The following is a 17,359-nucleotide window of genomic DNA, read 5'->3' as shown; positions in this document are numbered from 1 at the left end:
CTCCGGTGGCGGGGGCGGCGGGGGCTTCTCGGGCGGACGATGACACAGCGGCTTCCCGCACCCTGCGCTGAGACGCGGCGGGAACCGCTCAGATCAACGGCGGAACGTCGGAGGCTTCGCGCAATGCTCTCTCGACGGTCGACTGCACGAGCGCCGAGAGATAGCCTCCGGGGTTCTCCACACCGATCTGCCGCAGTCGCTCGGTCGACTGACCGATGATCGACCGCGAGAACTCCGTGGCCGTCGCGATGGCATCCGCATAGGCAGGACGATCCGCTTCCGCGATCACCACGGGCTCGCATCCCATCTCCACGGCGAGCGCCTGGGCGATCGGCAGCACGGCGGCCGGCGCAGTCACCGCGGCGAACCCGGCCTGGAGCTGGCGGAGGTCGATCGACGTCCCCGTGAAGGTGATCGCCGGATGCACGGCGAGAGGGATCGCGCCGCGCTCGGCCGCAGGACGCAGCACCTCGATGCCGTAGGCGGGGTCGGTGTGCAGCACGAGCTGACCGATCTGCCAGCCGCCCACCTCCGCGATGCCGGCGACCAGAGAGGGCAGTTGCTCCGAGGGGACCGCGATGATCACGAGCTCGGCTCGACGCACGACCTCCAGCGCTTCGAGCACCGGCACATCCGGGAGCACGGCGGAGGCTCGCTCGTCGTCGGAGCCGCCCGTGATGCCGATCACGGCGTGGCCTGCACCACCGAGGGCTGCGCCCACGACCGGACCCACACGGCCGGCACCGATGATGCCGACACCGAGGCGCCCGTCACGTGCCATCGTCGCTCCGTCTCCGCCGTCGCAGCGGGGGTTCGGAGGGAGCCTCGGGCGCGGCGGGAGGCACGGCCGGAGGAACCGGGGGCGGGGTCGTGGCGTTCACCGAGGGCGAAGACGGAACCGCCGGAGGCAGGGGCGGAGCGACCGGCGCTTTCGCCTGTGGCACGACTGGAGGCGCGAGCGGCGCTACCGGAGGCGCGGGCGGAGCCGTGTGCTCCGGAGCCGGGAAGACCGGCGCCGCCCCCGTGTACGCCGGAGGTGCGGCGACGGGCGGCGGTCCCGTGTACGCAGGAGGTGCGGGAGGTGCGGCGACCGGCTGCGGCGCCGCATGCTCGCTCCACCGGTGAGTGGTGTCGCGGGACGCGGCCTCCGCCGCTGCGGCCGTGACCTCGTCGATCAGCGCCAGCGCATCGGCACGCTCGAGACCGGACAGGTAGCCGGTGATGGGACCGGGAACGGTGTGCACCTGCGCACCGGACACACGCTGCGCGCGGTCGATCGGCCCCTGGCTCAGCGAGACGCCCTGCAGCCGTGCGAGCGGGAACACGGCGAGCTTGCGCCACACGTTCCCGCGGCGGAGCAGCAGCCCGAAGTCGGCGACCAGGTAGCCGTGACGCTTCCAGGAGAACGGACGTCGCCACCGCGCTCGGCGGGGCATGGTCCGATAGGTGTCGTCACCCTCAGGGCCGACGATGCCCTGCTCCCACAGCGAGGGGATGCTCTCGGCGGGCACGTCGGGAAGGACGAGCGCGAGCACCCGCTCGACATCGGCACGCTTGCCGACCGGCAGCACCACGTTGAACTGCTGGCCGCTGCCCGATGACTGCTGCGCCGCGCTCTTGCCGCTCATCCGGTTGATCTTGATCGTCCACCAGCCGAAGGGACGCCACAGCAGCGACTGCGACACCTCCACGGCGAAGATGCGACCGGGCGGGAGCGTCTCGGTGACGGTCGTGAGGAGACCGTACGTGATCCGCACGCCGTCCGGTGTCGGCGCGATCGAGTAGCGCAGCGATTTGGAGATCTGCGCCCAGGTGATACCGACCACGGCGACGATCATGGGAACGCCCATGCCGAGTCCCAGCCCGAGGAGGATGAACCCCCCGTCCGAGTTGCCGTCGGCCAGCATCCCGATCAGGGCGCTGCCGATCGCGATCGCGAAGATCGCACCGAAGAAGACGAACCACAGCAGTCCGGAGATGAGCTGCGATCCGACCAGCCGACCGGTCGGGATCTTCACGACGCTCTCGGGGACCACGTCGGCGAGATCGACTCCGGCGATCAGACCGTTGACTCCCGCGTTCATCGATCCGACGAGCTGCGCTCGCGCGGATGCCGGTGCGGCCGCCGCCGCCGCGGCTGCTGCTGCCGGGTTGAGCGCGGCGTCGCGCGCCGCGCGCGCACCGGACGCCAGACGGAGGATGTCGGCGCGCACGGATTCGGCACGCGGAGTCGCCAGATACTCCAGCTCGACGTTCGCGTCGTTGCCGGCACCGACGACCTCGAGCTTCGCGAGGCCGATGATGCGCGCGGGGAACGGACGCGTCAGGTTGACGCCCTGCACGCGGTCGAGCGGCGCGCGTCGGTGCGAACGGAAGATGATGCCCTTGCGGACCTCGACGTGGTCACCGGTGATGCGGAACTGCTGGAAGCGCCAGATGAACCAGAAGATCAGGATCAGCACGATCACGAGGCCCAGCACGCTCAGCAACGCGACCAGGATCAGGTTGTTCGAGAGAACCCAGTCGACGGGATCGGCGCCGGCGTAGTCGCCGTAATGCGCCTCTTCCGGCGCGAAGAGCGCGACGGCCCAGGAGATCAGGCGGTCGCGCATGTTCGCGATGACGATGCCGCCGATGATGATGAGCGCCAGGCCGCCCTTGAAGAGCGGCGTGAGCGGATGCATCCGGTGCCACTCGCCGTTCGCGAGGGTCGTCGGGGCCTCCCCCGCCGATGCCTGCGGGCTGTGCGTCGCGAGCGGAGGCTGCTGCTCGCTCACAGGCCGGTCCGTCGGGTCTCGGCCACGTGGATGAGCGTGTCGCGCAGTGCTTCGGCCGCTTCCTGCGTGAGACCGGGGATCTGCACACCGGTCGTCGCCGCAGCCGTGACCATCTTGAGCTGGGCGATCCCGAAGGCACGGTCGAGCGGCCCCTGCGTGATGTCGACAAGCTGCATGCGGCCGTAGGGCACGGCGATCATGCGCTGCCAGAGGATCCCCTTGCGGAAGACGATGTCGTCGGCGCGCAGCATGTAGCCGATCGCCCTCGCCTGACGCGGGAGGATGATCAGGGTGACCACCGTGATCAGCAGGATCACACCGGCCGGGATCCACACCCAGTCCTGTTCCAGCACGATGTTCAGCACGATCGCGGCGGCGGCGACGATCACGAGGAAGATCACGTTCTGGACGATCTGCGAGACGACGTAGCGCGGCGAGATCTGGTGCCAGGTGCCGTCGAGTTCCAGGCGGGCCTCGTTGCGCGCCGTACGCAGCTGCGTGTACGTGCCACGGTCGAGGGCGTCGAGGTCAGTGCCCTCCGCCGGGTTCAGGGGCGCGGTCTCTGGGTTCTGAGTCATCAGGATCCTTCGGCAGGGTGCAGAACTGTTCGGCGACGAGAGCAGCGATCACGAGGACGATCGCACTTCCGATCAGGGCCAGCATGGCCACAGTCGACCCTACCGGCGGAACGACGGGGCGCGACAGGAGAAAGACCAGCAGCCCCGCTCCGAACCCCGCCATGATCGCGCCGAGAAGGCTGGATGCACGGGCGAGCGTCGCCGCTCTCAGTGCACGGAACGGGTCGATGCGGATGCCCGAACGCACACTGCGTCGCACCGGCCAGGCGACGCCGAGAGATGCCGCGGCGATCAGCAGCAGGAGTACCGGCAGCAGGAGCGACGGCGTGAAAGTCGCGCGCCCCGAGGCCGTCAGCAGATGGTCGAGCAGGAAGCCGACGCCGCCGCCCAGCAATGCGAGGAGGACGAGCACGCCGGCGGAGGTGCGTCTCATCCCTCGCCTCCGGCACGAAGGGCGGCCGCGAGGTCGGCGACCCTCCCCCGACCGAGCAGCACCGCGTCCTGATCGACGTCGAGCCAGGGGTCGAGCACGAAGAGGCGTTCGGCGGCACGCGGGTGCGGCAGCTGCAGATGCGGTTCCTCGGAGATGACGTCGCCGTACGCGATGAGGTCGAGGTCGAGAGTGCGGTCGCCCCAGCGCTCACGGCGCTCCCGACCGTTCTCGTCCTCGATGGCGTGCAGCATTCCGAGCAGGATCTCGGGGGCCAGACGCGTGGTGACCAGTGCCACCGCGTTGACGTAGCCGGGGGCGTCGGGATCGGGACCGTCGGGCCGGAGGGCGACCGTCTCGAACAGCTTCGACAACCGCACCTCGCTGACCAGCGGTAGTCGTGCGATCCGCTCGGCGGCAGCGGTGATCGTGTCATGGCGATCACCGAGGTTCGCGCCGAGGGCGACGACGGCCGTCACCTCCGGCCGCCCGGGGCGAGGCGCCGGCATTGCGGGTGGGTTCGCGAGGTTGCGGCTCATGCGGTGGTGTCCTCCGGCGCATCAGGGGTTCGGCGGCGATGCAGGGTGACCGCCACATCGGCGAAGTCGAGGGGAATAGGGGCATGGGGCTTGTGCACCGTCACGGTGACGTCCTGCACCCGTGGGTCGTCGAGACCGACCGCGGCGATGCGTTCGGCGAGCGTCTCGATCAGGTTCACGGGCTCCCCCGCCACGACCGCGGCGACCTTCTCGGCCAGCTCGCCGTAGTGCACCGTGTCCACGACATCGTCGGAGGTAGCGGCACGCGCGAGGGAGAGCCGCAGTCGCAGGTCGATCGTGAACTCCTGGCCATCCTGACGCTCGTGCTCGAAGACGCCGTGACGACCGAACACCGTCAGACCGGTGAGGACGATCTCGTCGAGGGGCTCCATACGTCTAGCGTACGGGGATCACCCCGAGACGCCCTCAGCCTTCCCAGGCGTGCGCGATCGCCAGGGCGTCGCGCGTGGATGCCACGTCGTGCACACGCACGGCCCACACTCCGGCTCTGACCGCGAGCGCACTGGTGACGGCGGTGGCGAGGTCGCGACGGGATTCGGAGACCTCCTCGTCGGGACCTGTCTCCTGACGGAGGACCTCTGCGAGGAACCGCTTGCGCGACGTGCCGATCAGCACCCGAGGGCCCAGTGCGACGATCTCGTCGAGCCCGCGCAGCATATCCCAGTTCTGCGGTCCCGACTTCGCGAAACCGATGCCGGGATCGATGATGAGGCGAGACGGCGCGATCCCCGATGAGGCCGCCTCACCGATGCGCTCCTGCAGCTCGCCGGCGACCTCGCGCGCGACGCGGTGGTACTCGGCGTTGGCATACATGTCTGCGGAGAACCCACGCCAGTGCCCGATCGCGAAGTCGGCGCCGGATTCCGCGACGGCAGCGCGCATCTCCGGATCGGCGAGACCCCCGGAGACGTCGTTGACGATCCTGGCCCCCGCCCGCACGGCGGCGGCTGCCGTGGCGGCGCTGAGCGTATCGACGCTGACCGGCACGCCAGCGGCAGCGAGCTGTTGGATCACCGGGAGCACTCGCTGCTGCTCGACGTCGGTGCCGACCCGGTCGGCGCCGGGCCTGGTCGATTCACCACCCACATCGAGCACAGCTGCTCCCTCGGCGCGGAGCCGCAGCCCGTGGGCCACCGCGCGGTCCACGTCGAGGTAGCGACCCCCGTCGCTGAACGAGTCCGGAGTGACGTTGACGATGCCCCAGATGCCCGTCATCCGTGCGCTGCTCCGAAGCCGCCCGCGCCGATCAGAGTGATCAGCTCGGCCCGGGAGACGGGATCGTTGTATTCACCGCGCGCCGCGATGGTGAGTGTCGAGGCCTCGGTCTGGCGTCCGCCGCGCATGGTGACGCAGCCGTGCGCTGCATCGAGCACGACCAGCACACCGCGGGTGTCGAGGTGCTCCGAGATCGTGTCGGCGATCTGCTCGCCCAGGCGTTCCTGCACCTGGGGACGCGCGGCGAGGATCTCGACGACCCGCACGAGCGCTCCCAACCCGACGACCTGTTCGCCGGGGAGATAGGCGATGTGCGCGTGCCCGGCGAAGGGCAGCAGGTGGTGCTCGCAGACGGAGCGGAAGCGGATGTCCCGAAGCAGCACGGCGCCGGAGGGCAGCGTGTCGGGCGCGGGGCCTCGGGAGACACTGATGGTGCGCGCGAGCGGTTCAGCCGCATCCTCACCCACTCCGGAGAAGAACTCCGTGTACAGCTCGGCCATGCGCGTCGGGGTCTGCTTCAATCCCGGTCGGTCCGGGTCTTCGCCGATCGCCGCGAGAAGCTCTCGCGTGAGCCGCTCGACGCGCTCTCTGTCGACCGTCACGTCACGCCGTCGCAGGCCGCGGGTTCCCTGCTCCCGCCGAGCCCTGCTGCGTGCGCGGCGCGCCGGCCGGAGCCTCGACGGATGCCGCCAGCGAGACGTCCTTCTTCGGCACCTCGATCGGAGGACGCTCCGAGACCGGACGCCCTTCGCTCGAGAGCCACAGCGGGCGCTCCGGCAGCTTCTTGATCTCGGTGAAGATCTCCGCGATCTGGTTGTGGTCGAGGGTCTCCTCCTCGAGCAGGGCCAGGGCGAGCTTGTCGAGGATGTCGCGGTTCTCGCTGATGACCTCGTAGGCCTCGTTGTGCGCCTGCTCGATGAGCGCGCGCACCTCGGCGTCGACGCGCTCGGCGACCTTCTCGGAGTATTCGCGGCCACGGCCCATGTCGCGTGCGACGAACATGTCGCCGCCCTCGGTGCCGAGCTTGACCGGACCGACCTGCGTCGTCATGCCGTACTCGATGACCATCTTGCGAGCGATCGAGGTCGCCTTCTCGATGTCGTTCGAGGCACCGGTGGTGGGGTCGTGGAAGACGATCTCCTCCGCGACGCGGCCGCCCATGGCGTAGGTGAGCTGGTCCTGCAGTTCGTTGCGGGTGACCGAGTACTTGTCGTCGAGCGGCAGCACCATCGTGTAGCCGAGCGCCTTGCCACGAGGCAGGATCGTGATCTTGGTCACCGGGTCGGTGTAGTTCATCGCCGCCGCCGCGAGCGCGTGTCCGCCCTCGTGGTACGCCGTGATGAGCTTCTCCTTGTCCTTCATCACGCGGGTGCGGCGCTGCGGGCCGGCGATCACACGGTCGATGGCCTCGTCGAGGGCGCGGTTGTCGATGAGCTGCGCGTTCGAACGGGCCGTGAGCAGCGCGGCCTCGTTCAGCACGTTCGCCAGGTCGGCACCGGTGAAGCCGGGGGTCTTGCGGGCGACGACCTCGAGATCGACGTTCTTCGACAGCGGCTTGCCCTTGCTGTGCACCTCGAGGATCTTCTGGCGACCCTTGAGGTCGGGGGCGTCGACGCCGATCTGACGGTCGAAGCGGCCGGGGCGCAGCAGTGCGGGGTCGAGGATGTCCGGACGGTTGGTGGCCGCGATCACGATGACGTTCGCGTTCGGGTCGAAGCCGTCCATCTCGACGAGCATCTGGTTCAGCGTCTGCTCGCGCTCATCGTTTCCGCCGCCCATGCCGGCGCCGCGGTGACGACCGACGGCGTCGATCTCGTCGATGAAGATGATGGCCGGAGCGTTCTCCTTGGCCTGGCTGAAGAGGTCGCGCACGCGAGAGGCACCGACGCCGACGAACATCTCGACGAAGTCGGAACCGGAGATCGAGTAGAACGGGGCGCCGGCCTCACCGGCGACGGCGCGGGCGAGGAGGGTCTTTCCGGTTCCGGGAGGGCCGTACAGCAGCACGCCCTTCGGGATGCGGGCGCCGATCGCCTGGAACTTCGCGGGGTCCTGCAGGAACTCCTTGATCTCGTGGAGCTCCTCGATGGCCTCGTCGGCACCGGCCACATCGGCGAAGGTGACGGTCGGGGTCTCCTTGCTGACGAGCTTGGCCTTGGACTTGCCGAACTGCATGACCTTGCCGCCGCCGCCCTGCATGGAGGACAGGAGCCACCAGAACAGCAGACCGAGCAGCACGAGGGGAAGAAGAAGGGAGAGGAAGCCGTCGAACCAGGTCGCACGCGGGACGGCGTCGTTGAAGCCGTCCTTCGGCGCTGCATCGTTGACGGCCTTGACGACCTCGTCGGCGCGCGCATCGACGTAGTAGAACTGGACGTTCTCGGAGCCCTGGAACGGCTTGGAGAGCGTCATGTCGACGCGCTGATCGCCATCGGTGTTCACGACCTCGGTGACCGTGGTGCCGGAGAGGAGCTTCAGCCCCTCCTGCGTCGTGATCTGCTTGGGCGCACCCAGATTCGAGATCAGCAGGAAACCGCCGAACAGGAGCACGCCGATCAGCGCGACGTAGATCAGCGGATTCCGGGTGAGCTTCTTCACATCCATGATCGGATCAGCGTATCGCGCGCGCCCTAGGGGGTCGCTGTGCGTTCACCCACGGCGTAGCGTTCGACGGCGAGGTCGGAGTCGCCGCGTCACCGCGGCCGGGTCTGCGACCTCAGGAATAGACGTGCGGGGCGAGCACGGCGACGTCGCGCAGGTTGCGGTAGCGCTCTGCGTAGTCGAGGCCGTAACCGACGACGAACTCCACCGGGATGTCGAAGCCGACGTACTTGCAGTCGATCTCGACCTTCGCCGCCTCGGGCTTGCGCAGGAGCGCCAGCACCTCGATCGACTCGGCGCCGCGCGATCCGAAGTTCTCCAGCAGCCAGCTCAGCGTGAGGCCGGAATCGATGATGTCCTCGACGATGAGCACGTGTTTGCCGTTGAGGTCCGTGTCGAGGTCTTTCCGGATCTGCACCACGCCGCTCGACTTCGTGCTGGCACCGTAGCTCGACACGGCCATCCAGTCCATCGGAGCGTGGAACGGCAGCGCCCGCGCGAAGTCGGCCATCACCATCACCGCGCCCTTCAGCACGCCGACGAGGAGAAGGTCCTTGCCCGCGTAGTCCTCGGCGACCTGCGCTGCGAGCTCGTCGAGCTTGGCGTGGATCTCCTCCTCGGTGACGAGGATCTGTGCAAGGTCGTCCTGGATCTCCGCGGCGCGCATGGATCGATTTTAGGCGACGCGATCGGATGCTCGGTCCCAGGTCTGTTCATCGGGACGGCATCTGCCCCTCGCCGGGCATCCGCACTACTGTGAGCGGTGATGCGGGCGGACGCCCCGACGGAAGGATTCACCATGGCTCTTGACGACATCCTCAACCAGGTGCCGATCGACGACATCGCCGAGAAGCTGGGCGTCTCGCGGGACGAAGCCAAGGTCGCGGTCGAGCAGGGCGGCGCGGTGCTGCTCGGCGGCCTCGCCAAGAACGCCGAGACGGATGAGGGCTCCGCGGCGATCCGGAACGCGCTGAAGAAGCATGAGGGCGCTTCCGGCGCGTCGAAGGTCGACGACATCGATCAGGCCGACGGCGGCAAGATCGTCTCCCACATCCTCGGTTCGAAGGAGAAGGAGGTGACGAAGGAGCTCACGGAGTCGAAGGCGACCCCCGGCATCGACTTCGGCAAGCTCCTTCCGATCCTCGCCCCGATCGTGATGGGCCTGATCGCGAACGCGACCAAGGACAAGTCGGCAAAGGCCGACGCGGGCGCGGAGGGCTCCGGCGGTATCGGCGATGTGATCGGCGGACTGCTGGGCGGCGGCAACAGCGGCGGCTCGTCCGGCGGCATCGGCGATGTCATCGGCGGACTCCTCGGCGGCGGCAACAGCAGCGGTTCCGGCGGCGGCATCGACCTCGGCGGGATTCTCGGCGGCCTGTTCGGCGGCAAGAAGTAAGACCACATGCACGCATCCGGTCGCGCAGCGGCGCTCCCCGCTCAGCGACCGGATGCGGCGAAGACGATGCGCCCCCCGTGGCGCATGGCCGAGCACTCCGGCAGGTCGATCGGCCCCTGCCCATTCCAGTCGGTGACCAGCCGCGCGACCTCGATCGTCTGCGACCTGGTCAGGCTCACCCCGAACTCGCTGTCGACGACGAGCCGGATGATCCGGTTGCGCAGTGCGGCGGGATTCGCGGCGAGCGCCGCCACGCTGACGGAGATCCCGGCTTCCGCATGCTCGACGATGTCCTCGATCGTCTCGTGGATCATCTCGTCGAACGCCTCGGCGTCCTCCCGGAGCTGCTCCGCCGTGCGGGCGAGGGCCTCGGCGATGCCGGGACCGAGCTCGTCTTCGAGAACCGGGAGCACGCGCTCGCGCACCCGGACCCTGGCGTAGCGGTCGTCGCGGTTGTGCGGATCGTCCCACGGCGTGAGGTCGGAGGCGACGCAGAAAGCGCGCGTCGTCTCGCGGCGCACGCCAAGGAGCGGACGCACCCATCGCACACCGTCCTCATCCTCACGGACCGGAGCCATCCCCTGCAGGCTGGCCGCCCCGGAGCCACGAGCCAGGCCGAGCAGAACGGTCTCCGCCTGGTCGTCAAGCGTGTGCCCGAGAAGCACGGCGGCGGCTCCGACGTCGGCAGCCGCGTCTCGCAACACCCGGTATCGCGCCTCTCGGGCAGCGGCCTCAGGACCGCCCTCCCCTGCGACGTCCACGCGCACGATCAACGGGTCGAGGCCGAGGTCGGCGGCTGCACGAGCCGCCACGGATGCGACCTCTGCCGAGTCGTGCTGCAGGCCGTGATCGACGGTCAGGGACGCGACACGAAGTCCGAGCTTGGGCGCTTCGAACGCGACGGCCGCGGCGAGCGCGAGCGAATCCGCACCCCCGGACAGGGCGACGATGACGGTCGCACCCTCGGGAAGGTCGGCGAGCGCGGTGCGCACGGCGAGGCGGATCTCGGCGATGGCGGGAGCGAGTGACGGCACGCCTCCACGCTAGGGCACCGCAGGGAACGGCGCGCCCTGTCCCGATCGCCGGCGACGGCCGCGGGCGGGGCTATCCTGACGCCGTGACCGATGAGACGAGCACACGACCGTTCCGCACCGAGAGGTTCAAGGCCTTCGTCGATGCCGTCGTCGCGATCGCCATGACACTGCTCATCCTCCCGCTGATGGAGTCCGTCTCCGAAGCGGCTTCCGGTCAGCTGACCACCGCCGAATTCCTGAACGAGCACGCGGGTCAGCTGCTCAGCTTCGGGTTGAGCTTCCTCCTCATCGCGACGTTCTGGATGGGCCACCATCGCCAGTACCGCGACGTGGAGTGGATCACTGTCCCCCTCCTTTGGATCAACGTCGCGTGGATGGCGACGATCGTCTGGCTGCCCGTTCCCACGGCGATGATCGGGCAGATGGACACCGATGCCCTCCAGGCGGTGGTCTACATCGGCACGCTGATCATGACGCAGGTGACGACTCTCGCCGGCTGGCTCTATCTCGCACGCCACCGCGAACTCACCACGGCGTCGACCGAGACCATCCGGCTGGGGGCGATCGGAGACCTCGCGGCGATCATCCTGTTCGCCGCAGCCCTCGTCATCGCCGTCCTCGCTGCGCCGAACGGGTACGCCGGGCTCTTCCTGCTGCTGCTCAGCGACCCGACGAGCCGGCTGTTGAATCGGCTGCTGCGCAGGCGCGGAACCGAAGAGCCGCGGCCGGAGACCGACGCCGGACCCTGAGCGCTCGCGACCAACGGGGGTGCGAGCGCCGCAGGTAGGCTAGTCGGCGGTATCCAACCGAACTTTTCCTGAGGAGCACACGCATGGGCGCACACGACGCCGTCATCGAGATCCCGCGCGGCAGCCGCGTGAAGTACGAGGTCGACCACGAGACCGGGCGAGTACACCTCGACCGCGTGCTCTACACGACCTTCGGCTACCCGGCCGACTACGGCTACTTCGACAACACGCTCGGCGAGGACGGCGACCCGCTCGACGTGCTCGTGCTGCTCGACCACGCCATCTACCCGGGCGTCGTCGTGGAGGTCCGCCCCGTCGCCGTGCTCAAGATGAGCGACGAGGCCGGCGGAGACGACAAGCTCGTCGCCGTGCTCTCCAAGGACCCGCGCTGGGCCCACATCCAGGACATCGACGACATCGCCGAGTACACGAAGAAGGAGATCGCGCACTTCTTCGAGCACTACAAGGACCTCGAGCCCAACAAGTGGGTCAAGGTCGACGAGTGGGGGAACGCCGCCGAGGCGCAGCGCATCCTCGACGAGGCGATCGTCCGTTTCGGCGAGCAGGGCCACTGACCCTCACGCACGCAGAAGACCCCCGGTTCCGCTCAGCGGCCGGGGGTCTTCTTCATGTCAGGAGGGAGCGGCTCAGGCCGACACTCCGCGATCGCCGAGGAACGCGACGGGATTCACGGGGCGACCGCCGACGTAGACCTCGAAGTGGAGGTGGCAGCCGAACGAGCGGCCGGTGTTGCCCGCATATGCGATGACCTGGCCGGAGTTCACGCGCTGACCCGAACGGACGAGGATGCCGCCGTCGCGGATGTGGGCGTAGCCCGTGCCGATGCCGCCGCCGTGCTGGATGCGGATGTAGTTGCCGTAACCGGAGTTGGGGCCTGCATAGTCGACGGTCCCGGAGTTCGCGGCGTAGATCGGAGAGCCACAGCCGTTGGCGAAGTCGGTTCCGTAGTGGAAGGACGAGGAGCAGCCCTGGGAGCCGCACTGCACGGAGCGAGGACCGTAGCCCGAGCTCTTCCCGCCGCCGTGCGGACGGCACCAGCCGCCGGAGCCCTGGCTTCCGCCACCGCCTCCGCCTCCACCGCCACCGCCGGCAGCGGCGGCCGCAGCTGCGGCAGCACGCTCGGCCGCTTCGCGTTCGCGACGGGCCTTCGCCTCGGCTTCGACACCGGCCTGGTAGCCGGCCACGGTCTGGGTCGTCACGTCCTTGAGGGCCGCAAGCTGAGCCTGCATGGTGGCGAGGTTCGCGGACTGCTCGTCCAGGGCAGCCTGAGCTGCTTCCGCCGCCTGTTGCGCGACGACCATCTTCTCTTCGGCGACCTTCTGCAGCCGGTCGCGCTCGTTGCGAGCGACGACGGCCTGATCGCTGAGCGACTGCGCGGAGTTTCGCGCGGCGACAGCCTTGTCGTAGACCGACTGGTTGTACTCGAGCAGCTTGTCCATCGTGCCGAGGCGGGCGAGCAGCTCATCGGCGTTGTTCGCCGACCCGGCGAAGAACAGCTCCATGGAGGTGTCGTCGCCGCCGTTGCGATAGAGCTGCGCGGCGACCTGTCCCGCCTTGCGGGCAGAGCTGTCGGCGACCGCAGCCTGCTCGTCGGCCTTCGCCTGCAGGGTGTCGGCTTCGGTCGCTGCGGCGAAGTACGCCTGCTGCGCGTCGTAGAACTCCTGGGATGCGACCTTCGCCGCGGCCTGCGTCTCGGCGACCTTCTGCGTGAGGGACTGGATCAGCCCTTCGATACGCGAGACCTCGGCAGCCTTGGCCGCCTCGTTGTTCTTCGCTCGCTGCACGTCATCCCAGCTCGGGTACGTGGCGGCATACGCGGCGCTCACACCGTTGGTGATGCCGAAGGCGCTGAGCGCCACGACGCCGAGCGCGCCGATGCCGAGGGCTCCTCGACGACTGATGCCTGTCGTACCGAAGGCGCGGCGTTCTGTGGGAGTGGGCGCGCAGCCGCAGTCCTCGGACGCTGCTGCGACCGCAGCATCCAGCGTGATCTTGTCGTTCACACGGCCCCTTCCGCCGGTTTCACAGTTGCCACAGTAACAACAACTTTCACATCCGCACCAGGGGCACGGCTGCTCCTCCGCCCTCCACCGACCCCTCGATCGTGCCCCGGAAACACGCCCGGGTTGCGGCGCCGCGCCCTCGATTCGCGATTTGCCTGAAACATCCCTTATGCTTGAGCGTCGGCAAGGAAGTCCCCCGGGACTGACTCGGCCCCATCGTTTAGCGGCCTAGGACGCCGCCCTTTCACGGCGGTAGCACGGGTTCGAATCCCGTTGGGGTCACACCTTCCGATATAATTAAACAAGTATGGCCCTGTAGCGCAGTTGGTTAGCGTGCCGCCCTGTCACGGCGGAGGTCGCGGGTTCAAGTCCCGTCAGGGTCGCTCCGTGCGACGAGCTCTTTCTTCGGAGAGGGCTCTTCGTCTAGGACGCGACAGGTTCGCCGGTCGCGCGGCTCTGTAGCTCAGTTGGTAGAGCGTTCGACTGAAAATCGAAAGGTCACCGGATCGATGCCGGTCGGAGCCACACGAGTGATCGTTACAATCACTCCAGAAACCCTCGCCTAGCTTCTACATGGCGGGGGTTTTGCTTTGCCCTGGTGAGAAGCGGTTTCCGCGACGCTCCCCTAGGCTGTTCTGTCCCCCCGTCGGGCGAGCGGGAATTCCGACCCTCGAACGAACGCAGCGAGACGTAACGCCCTCGACATGGACCTTGTGCCGGTTTTGTGCCGGTGGCAGGCGATTCACCGCGGGTTCCGACGGCACATCAAGCAGCCATCCGATAGGTTCTCCTCAGGAGGACCTATGAGCTCACACAACTTCGAGACGTTGCGGAGCGCGGTCCTCGCAGCCTCGGTTTCCAGGCGCTGGTCTCATGCCGTCGAAGAATGGCAGGTGGTCGGCGTCGAGGAGGACCCGCGAGGTACTGGCATCTGCGTGTGCGGCAAGACGAACCTCGTCTACCTCTATACAATTCACAACGAACACACGCAGGCGAGTCTGTTCCCGATCGGAAGCAGCTGCGTCAACCTCTTCGAGATCGAGGAGTTGAACCTCAGCGTCACCGTTCTGCGCCGACTGTTCGACCTCCGCGCTTCATTCAGTACGGGCAAGCCAGTCACTCTCACTACCGAGCATTTTTCGCGAGCAGTGCTCGCCGACCTCTGGCAAAACGGAGCGTTCCCTGCGAATGACTACAACCGCTCGAACGGGGACAACGACTACAAGTTCTTGCTCGACATGTTCAACCAGCGTCATGACCCCACCCAGAATGAACGACGCAAGGTTTGGGTACTGATCAACAAAGTGATCAAGCCCTTCGTGATGGCTGACGCTCGCCTGAGGTGACGTCCGAACCCCAGCGGCATATCCGCTGACCCTCGCATATGGTGCAGCATCGCGGCGAAATCGGGGCCTAGAAAGAAGCTGGACCCGTTGACCAGTGTTCACTGGGCGGGTCCGCCGTCCCAGAGTACCGCTCGCCCGTACGAGTCCCGCTTGGTGAGAATGATCCAGATAGTTGGCCGTTCTCTATCTGGATCTATCTGAAGGTCGCGTCCGGCGAGCAGCCTCATCACTACGCCGACCAAGCGCCCTGACAAACAAGGGCAGGTTCACCGGCGCTAGCGGTTCCCTTCCTCGTCTGGCCCGCCGCTCCTGGCGACGTACAGGACCAGCTGCGATTGGCAATCGGCGATGCTCACAAGATTTCGAAGGCCGGAACTGACCTTCGAGCAGTGCTGTCCGCGTATGCCCACAAGTTCCACAACCCGCGTCCGGTGATCTCAGAACTTGCACGAGCCCAGGGGACGAGCTCGCAGGGGTTCATTCGGCGCTACTCGGACGCCGCCCTCCAGGCCGTCGAGAACTTGCTCTCCGCAACACCCGATGTGGACGCCATCTGCGAGGGCATCCCTTCGCTGTCGATGGTCGACCTAAGCGAACTCAGCGGCCCGGTTGGTAAAGCCGCCGCGGATCGCATCTCGACCGATGGAGCTTGAGGCCGAGCTGTGAGAACTTTCTTTACTCATTCAAGGCCGGCCTAGCGGCCGGCGGCGCCGCCTGCGGTGCGTCCGGTCCTCGCTCCGCTGCGGTCCGGGCGCTCCTCGGCGGCACTACGCACCGCAGTCGGACGTGGCCCATCGGTATCGCCTCTTCATCGCCTCTAAGATCGCATCATGACGAGCACTCCGCCTCCCTCACCGATCGCCGAGTGGCGCGTTCCCGTGACTCCCGACGAGACGCTGACATTGCAGGCCAGGGCGGGCGAAGTAATCACGGTCGTTGGGTCGAACGGCGCCGGAAAATCTGCTCTGGTTACGTGGATGGCTGGTCGGGTCCCCCCCACAGAAACTTCGTCGACTCCTCGCGCACCGAAAGATCTGGTTCCAGCACGCTGGTCCATCGATTACGCCAGCGGACAGGGAGACCTACGCAAGCAGCATCGACAGCTGGGATCGTCAAGGAGAGTCAAGGTTCCTTGATCATGCGGACAGTCAACGAACGAGCATCGCACTCTTCGACCTCCTCGGCGCACTCAACGACGAGAACCGACGAGGCATGGAGCTGCTGGATCGAGGCTTCAACCGAGAGGAAGTCGCTGCTGAACTTGGATTGCGACTCCTCCCGGCTCTCAACGCCACGCTAAAGAGTTGCGGCTTGCACATCGAAATAGGCGTTACTGCACAACAGACCTTCGAAGTTCGCCATACGGATCTTGGTGTCTCATATCCCATCTATCGCATGTCGGATGGCGAAAAGAGCGCACTTCTCCTAGCCGCAGACGTGCTGACCGCGGATGCCAACTCGATCATCATGATTGACGAGCCCGAGAGGCACCTTCACAGAGCGATCTCCGCAGAGCTTGTGGAGGCAATCGTAGCGACCAGATCAGACTGCGCCTTCGTCGTACTCACGCACGACGTCGACCTTGCATCCCGACTGTCCAAGCGCCCCGGGGACACACTAAGCATCACGGGTGTTGTGTGGTCATCCAACGAACCATCCCACTGGCAGCTTCACGAAGTGGAGCCCGATGGCTCACTGCCAGAAGAGGCCCGGAGGGCCATACTGGGCGGACGCCAGGACGTTCTGTTCATTGAAGGCAAAGGCGACAGCCTAGATCTCGAGCTATACCGCCTGCTGTTTCCTAATTGGCAGTTGCTTCCGGTAGGCGGCTGCGACCTCGTGATCCGCTCGGTCACTGGGCTACGTGAGAGCCAAGCACACCACTGGATCAATCCGATCGGAATCGTCGATCGCGATGGCCGTTCCGAGGAGGAGCGCGCGTCGCTCTCGAGCAGATCGATTCACGCCCTGCCGGTAAGTGAAATCGAGAACCTTTATCTCGACCCACAGCTGCTGGAAGCGGTCGCACAAAAACAGTCCACAACCATTGGGATTCCGGCGGAACAGATGATTGAGAGCGCCAATCGGTCCATCCTTTCGGAACTAAGGACCGCCGGCACGCTACCCCGGATCGCCAAGAAGTTGGCGAAGGATGAGGTCGCGCGCAAGCTCGTCGCTCAGATGCCGAGCGAAGTGAGCGACGACGACATAGAGATTTCGTTCCCTTCTCCCTATCCACGCGCGCTTGCCGAGCTTCAGAACATGCTCGAAGCCGAGGACGTGCAGGGCTTGATGCGTGCCATACCAATTCGGAACACTGGCGTGCGCGCAAAAGTGGCCGCCGCACTGAGGTTCACGTCCGTCCAGGACTACCAGCAAGCGGCGCGAGTCTGTGTCAGCGAAGACCAACAACTGGCCGAGTCTCTACGAGAGGCCGTGGTTCCGAAGTCAGAGCTCGCAGCGTGATTGCGTCGCCGCCGTGCCGGTTCTGTGCCGGTAGCTCCGCTGAAAGCACCCTCAACCAGCCGCGACCAACCATGACGACTTCCGCGGAATCACGGGGCAAACGGCGACCAACCGGCACCCGCTACCCCGCCGCATCCAACTGAAAATCGAAAGGTCACCGGATCGATGCCGGTCGGAGCCACA

The 17,359-nt window shown here is 67.0% G+C and carries 18 protein-coding genes and 3 tRNA genes; 9 read left to right on the top strand and 12 right to left on the bottom strand.

Annotated elements, in window-relative coordinates; translation table 11 throughout:
• Window positions 1-88: 88 nt before the first annotated feature.
• The 10 genes from FFS56_RS19115 to hpt form a co-directional block, all read right to left on the bottom strand.
• Complete coding sequence (locus tag FFS56_RS19115) at window positions 89-781, bottom strand: DUF2520 domain-containing protein (protein WP_046746738.1); 693 nt, start codon at window positions 779-781, stop codon at window positions 89-91.
• Complete coding sequence (locus FFS56_RS19110) at window positions 771-2,777, bottom strand: PH domain-containing protein (protein ID WP_127011765.1); 2,007 nt, start codon at window positions 2,775-2,777, stop codon at window positions 771-773. Before FFS56_RS19110 ends, FFS56_RS19115 begins: the two co-directional genes overlap by 11 nt.
• On the bottom strand, window positions 2,774-3,355 hold the full coding sequence (locus FFS56_RS19105; RefSeq protein WP_046746740.1) for a PH domain-containing protein: 582 nt from the start codon (window positions 3,353-3,355) through the stop codon (window positions 2,774-2,776). The genes FFS56_RS19110 and FFS56_RS19105 overlap by 4 nt, the downstream gene beginning before the upstream one ends.
• Window positions 3,306-3,788 (bottom strand): DUF3180 domain-containing protein, encoded by a 483-nt coding sequence (locus tag FFS56_RS19100; protein ID WP_046746741.1) that lies wholly within the window; start codon window positions 3,786-3,788, stop codon window positions 3,306-3,308. The genes FFS56_RS19105 and FFS56_RS19100 overlap by 50 nt, the downstream gene beginning before the upstream one ends.
• On the bottom strand, window positions 3,785-4,324 hold the full coding sequence (folK, locus tag FFS56_RS19095) for a 2-amino-4-hydroxy-6-hydroxymethyldihydropteridine diphosphokinase (RefSeq protein ID WP_046746742.1): 540 nt from the start codon (window positions 4,322-4,324) through the stop codon (window positions 3,785-3,787). Before folK ends, FFS56_RS19100 begins: the two co-directional genes overlap by 4 nt.
• The gene (gene folB, locus FFS56_RS19090; protein ID WP_127011764.1) at window positions 4,321-4,716 is read right to left on the bottom strand and encodes a dihydroneopterin aldolase; all 396 of its coding nucleotides are present in this window, start codon (window positions 4,714-4,716) and stop codon (window positions 4,321-4,323) included. Before folB ends, folK begins: the two co-directional genes overlap by 4 nt.
• 34 nt (window positions 4,717-4,750) lie before the next feature.
• The gene (gene folP, locus FFS56_RS19085; RefSeq protein ID WP_127011763.1) at window positions 4,751-5,560 is read right to left on the bottom strand and encodes a dihydropteroate synthase; all 810 of its coding nucleotides are present in this window, start codon (window positions 5,558-5,560) and stop codon (window positions 4,751-4,753) included.
• Window positions 5,557-6,162 (bottom strand): GTP cyclohydrolase I, encoded by a 606-nt coding sequence (gene folE / locus FFS56_RS19080; protein ID WP_127011762.1) that lies wholly within the window; start codon window positions 6,160-6,162, stop codon window positions 5,557-5,559. The genes folP and folE overlap by 4 nt, the downstream gene beginning before the upstream one ends.
• A 1-nt stretch (window position 6,163) precedes the next feature.
• The gene (gene ftsH, locus FFS56_RS19075; RefSeq protein WP_046746746.1) at window positions 6,164-8,164 is read right to left on the bottom strand and encodes an ATP-dependent zinc metalloprotease FtsH; all 2,001 of its coding nucleotides are present in this window, start codon (window positions 8,162-8,164) and stop codon (window positions 6,164-6,166) included.
• 112 nt (window positions 8,165-8,276) lie between these two features.
• The gene (gene hpt / locus FFS56_RS19070) at window positions 8,277-8,828 is read right to left on the bottom strand and encodes a hypoxanthine phosphoribosyltransferase (protein ID WP_046746747.1); all 552 of its coding nucleotides are present in this window, start codon (window positions 8,826-8,828) and stop codon (window positions 8,277-8,279) included.
• Window positions 8,829-8,960: 132 nt separating this feature from the next.
• Between hpt and FFS56_RS19065 the strand changes: the two genes are divergently transcribed.
• A complete protein-coding gene (locus tag FFS56_RS19065) occupies window positions 8,961-9,557 on the top strand; it encodes a DUF937 domain-containing protein (protein WP_061015361.1) in 597 nt (198 codons plus the stop codon).
• A gap of 41 nt (window positions 9,558-9,598) precedes the next feature.
• Here the strand turns inward: FFS56_RS19065 and tilS are convergent, their stop codons facing one another.
• Window positions 9,599-10,591 (bottom strand): tRNA lysidine(34) synthetase TilS, encoded by a 993-nt coding sequence (gene tilS / locus FFS56_RS19060; RefSeq protein WP_127011761.1) that lies wholly within the window; start codon window positions 10,589-10,591, stop codon window positions 9,599-9,601.
• An 83-nt stretch (window positions 10,592-10,674) separates the two neighbouring features.
• Here tilS and FFS56_RS19055 point away from each other — a divergent pair, with 83 nt between their 5' ends.
• Both FFS56_RS19055 and FFS56_RS19050 read left to right on the top strand, forming a co-directional pair.
• Window positions 10,675-11,340 (top strand): TMEM175 family protein, encoded by a 666-nt coding sequence (locus tag FFS56_RS19055; RefSeq protein WP_046746750.1) that lies wholly within the window; start codon window positions 10,675-10,677, stop codon window positions 11,338-11,340.
• A gap of 83 nt (window positions 11,341-11,423) precedes the next feature.
• On the top strand, window positions 11,424-11,915 hold the full coding sequence (locus tag FFS56_RS19050; protein WP_017204665.1) for an inorganic diphosphatase: 492 nt from the start codon (window positions 11,424-11,426) through the stop codon (window positions 11,913-11,915).
• Window positions 11,916-11,987: 72 nt separating this feature from the next.
• Here FFS56_RS19050 and FFS56_RS19045 read toward each other — a convergent pair whose 3' ends face one another.
• Window positions 11,988-13,364: a M23 family metallopeptidase gene (locus FFS56_RS19045; RefSeq protein ID WP_052748611.1), complete on the bottom strand. Its 1,377-nt coding sequence runs from the start codon at window positions 13,362-13,364 to the stop codon at window positions 11,988-11,990.
• A 209-nt stretch (window positions 13,365-13,573) separates the two neighbouring features.
• Between FFS56_RS19045 and FFS56_RS19040 the strand changes: the two genes are divergently transcribed.
• The 6 genes from FFS56_RS19040 to FFS56_RS19010 all read left to right on the top strand — a co-directional run bounded on the left by FFS56_RS19040 (window position 13,574) and on the right by FFS56_RS19010 (window position 17,176).
• Window positions 13,574-13,646 (top strand) — tRNA-Glu (locus FFS56_RS19040).
• A 27-nt stretch (window positions 13,647-13,673) separates the two neighbouring features.
• Window positions 13,674-13,747 (top strand) — tRNA-Asp (locus tag FFS56_RS19035).
• A gap of 69 nt (window positions 13,748-13,816) precedes the next feature.
• A tRNA-Phe gene (locus tag FFS56_RS19030) sits at window positions 13,817-13,889 on the top strand.
• 278 nt (window positions 13,890-14,167) lie between these two features.
• Entirely contained in the window at window positions 14,168-14,710 is a 543-nt protein-coding gene (locus FFS56_RS19025) for a hypothetical protein (RefSeq protein WP_127011760.1), read from the top strand.
• A gap of 389 nt (window positions 14,711-15,099) precedes the next feature.
• Window positions 15,100-15,363: a hypothetical protein gene (locus FFS56_RS19020; protein WP_137772338.1), complete on the top strand. Its 264-nt coding sequence runs from the start codon at window positions 15,100-15,102 to the stop codon at window positions 15,361-15,363.
• 559 nt (window positions 15,364-15,922) lie between these two features.
• Complete coding sequence (locus tag FFS56_RS19010) at window positions 15,923-17,176, top strand: DUF4435 domain-containing protein (protein WP_137772254.1); 1,254 nt, start codon at window positions 15,923-15,925, stop codon at window positions 17,174-17,176.
• Window positions 17,177-17,359: the final 183 nt, after the last annotated feature.

Source organism: Microbacterium sp. Beta, assembly GCF_005502545.1.
GTDB classification, from domain to species: Bacteria; Actinomycetota; Actinomycetes; order Actinomycetales; family Microbacteriaceae; genus Microbacterium; species Microbacterium oxydans.
Note: the sequence above shows the minus strand (reverse complement) of the source record. Positions and strands in the feature narration are given on the sequence as shown.

Coding starts and splice junctions, on each gene's coding strand:
- FFS56_RS19115 (WP_046746738.1), bottom strand. CDS start 781: ATGGCACGTGACGGGCGCCTCGGTGTCGGCATCATCGGTGCCGGCCGT.
- FFS56_RS19105 (WP_046746740.1), bottom strand. CDS start 3,355: ATGACTCAGAACCCAGAGACCGCGCCCCTGAACCCGGCGGAGGGCACT.
- FFS56_RS19100 (WP_046746741.1), bottom strand. CDS start 3,788: ATGAGACGCACCTCCGCCGGCGTGCTCGTCCTCCTCGCATTGCTGGGC.
- folK (WP_046746742.1), bottom strand. CDS start 4,324: ATGAGCCGCAACCTCGCGAACCCACCCGCAATGCCGGCGCCTCGCCCC.
- folB (WP_127011764.1), bottom strand. CDS start 4,716: ATGGAGCCCCTCGACGAGATCGTCCTCACCGGTCTGACGGTGTTCGGT.
- folP (WP_127011763.1), bottom strand. CDS start 5,560: ATGACGGGCATCTGGGGCATCGTCAACGTCACTCCGGACTCGTTCAGC.
- ftsH (WP_046746746.1), bottom strand. CDS start 8,164: ATGGATGTGAAGAAGCTCACCCGGAATCCGCTGATCTACGTCGCGCTG.
- hpt (WP_046746747.1), bottom strand. CDS start 8,828: ATGCGCGCCGCGGAGATCCAGGACGACCTTGCACAGATCCTCGTCACC.
- FFS56_RS19065 (WP_061015361.1), top strand. CDS start 8,961: ATGGCTCTTGACGACATCCTCAACCAGGTGCCGATCGACGACATCGCC.
- FFS56_RS19050 (WP_017204665.1), top strand. CDS start 11,424: ATGGGCGCACACGACGCCGTCATCGAGATCCCGCGCGGCAGCCGCGTG.
- FFS56_RS19025 (WP_127011760.1), top strand. CDS start 14,168: ATGAGCTCACACAACTTCGAGACGTTGCGGAGCGCGGTCCTCGCAGCC.
- FFS56_RS19010 (WP_137772254.1), top strand. CDS start 15,923: ATGGAGCTGCTGGATCGAGGCTTCAACCGAGAGGAAGTCGCTGCTGAA.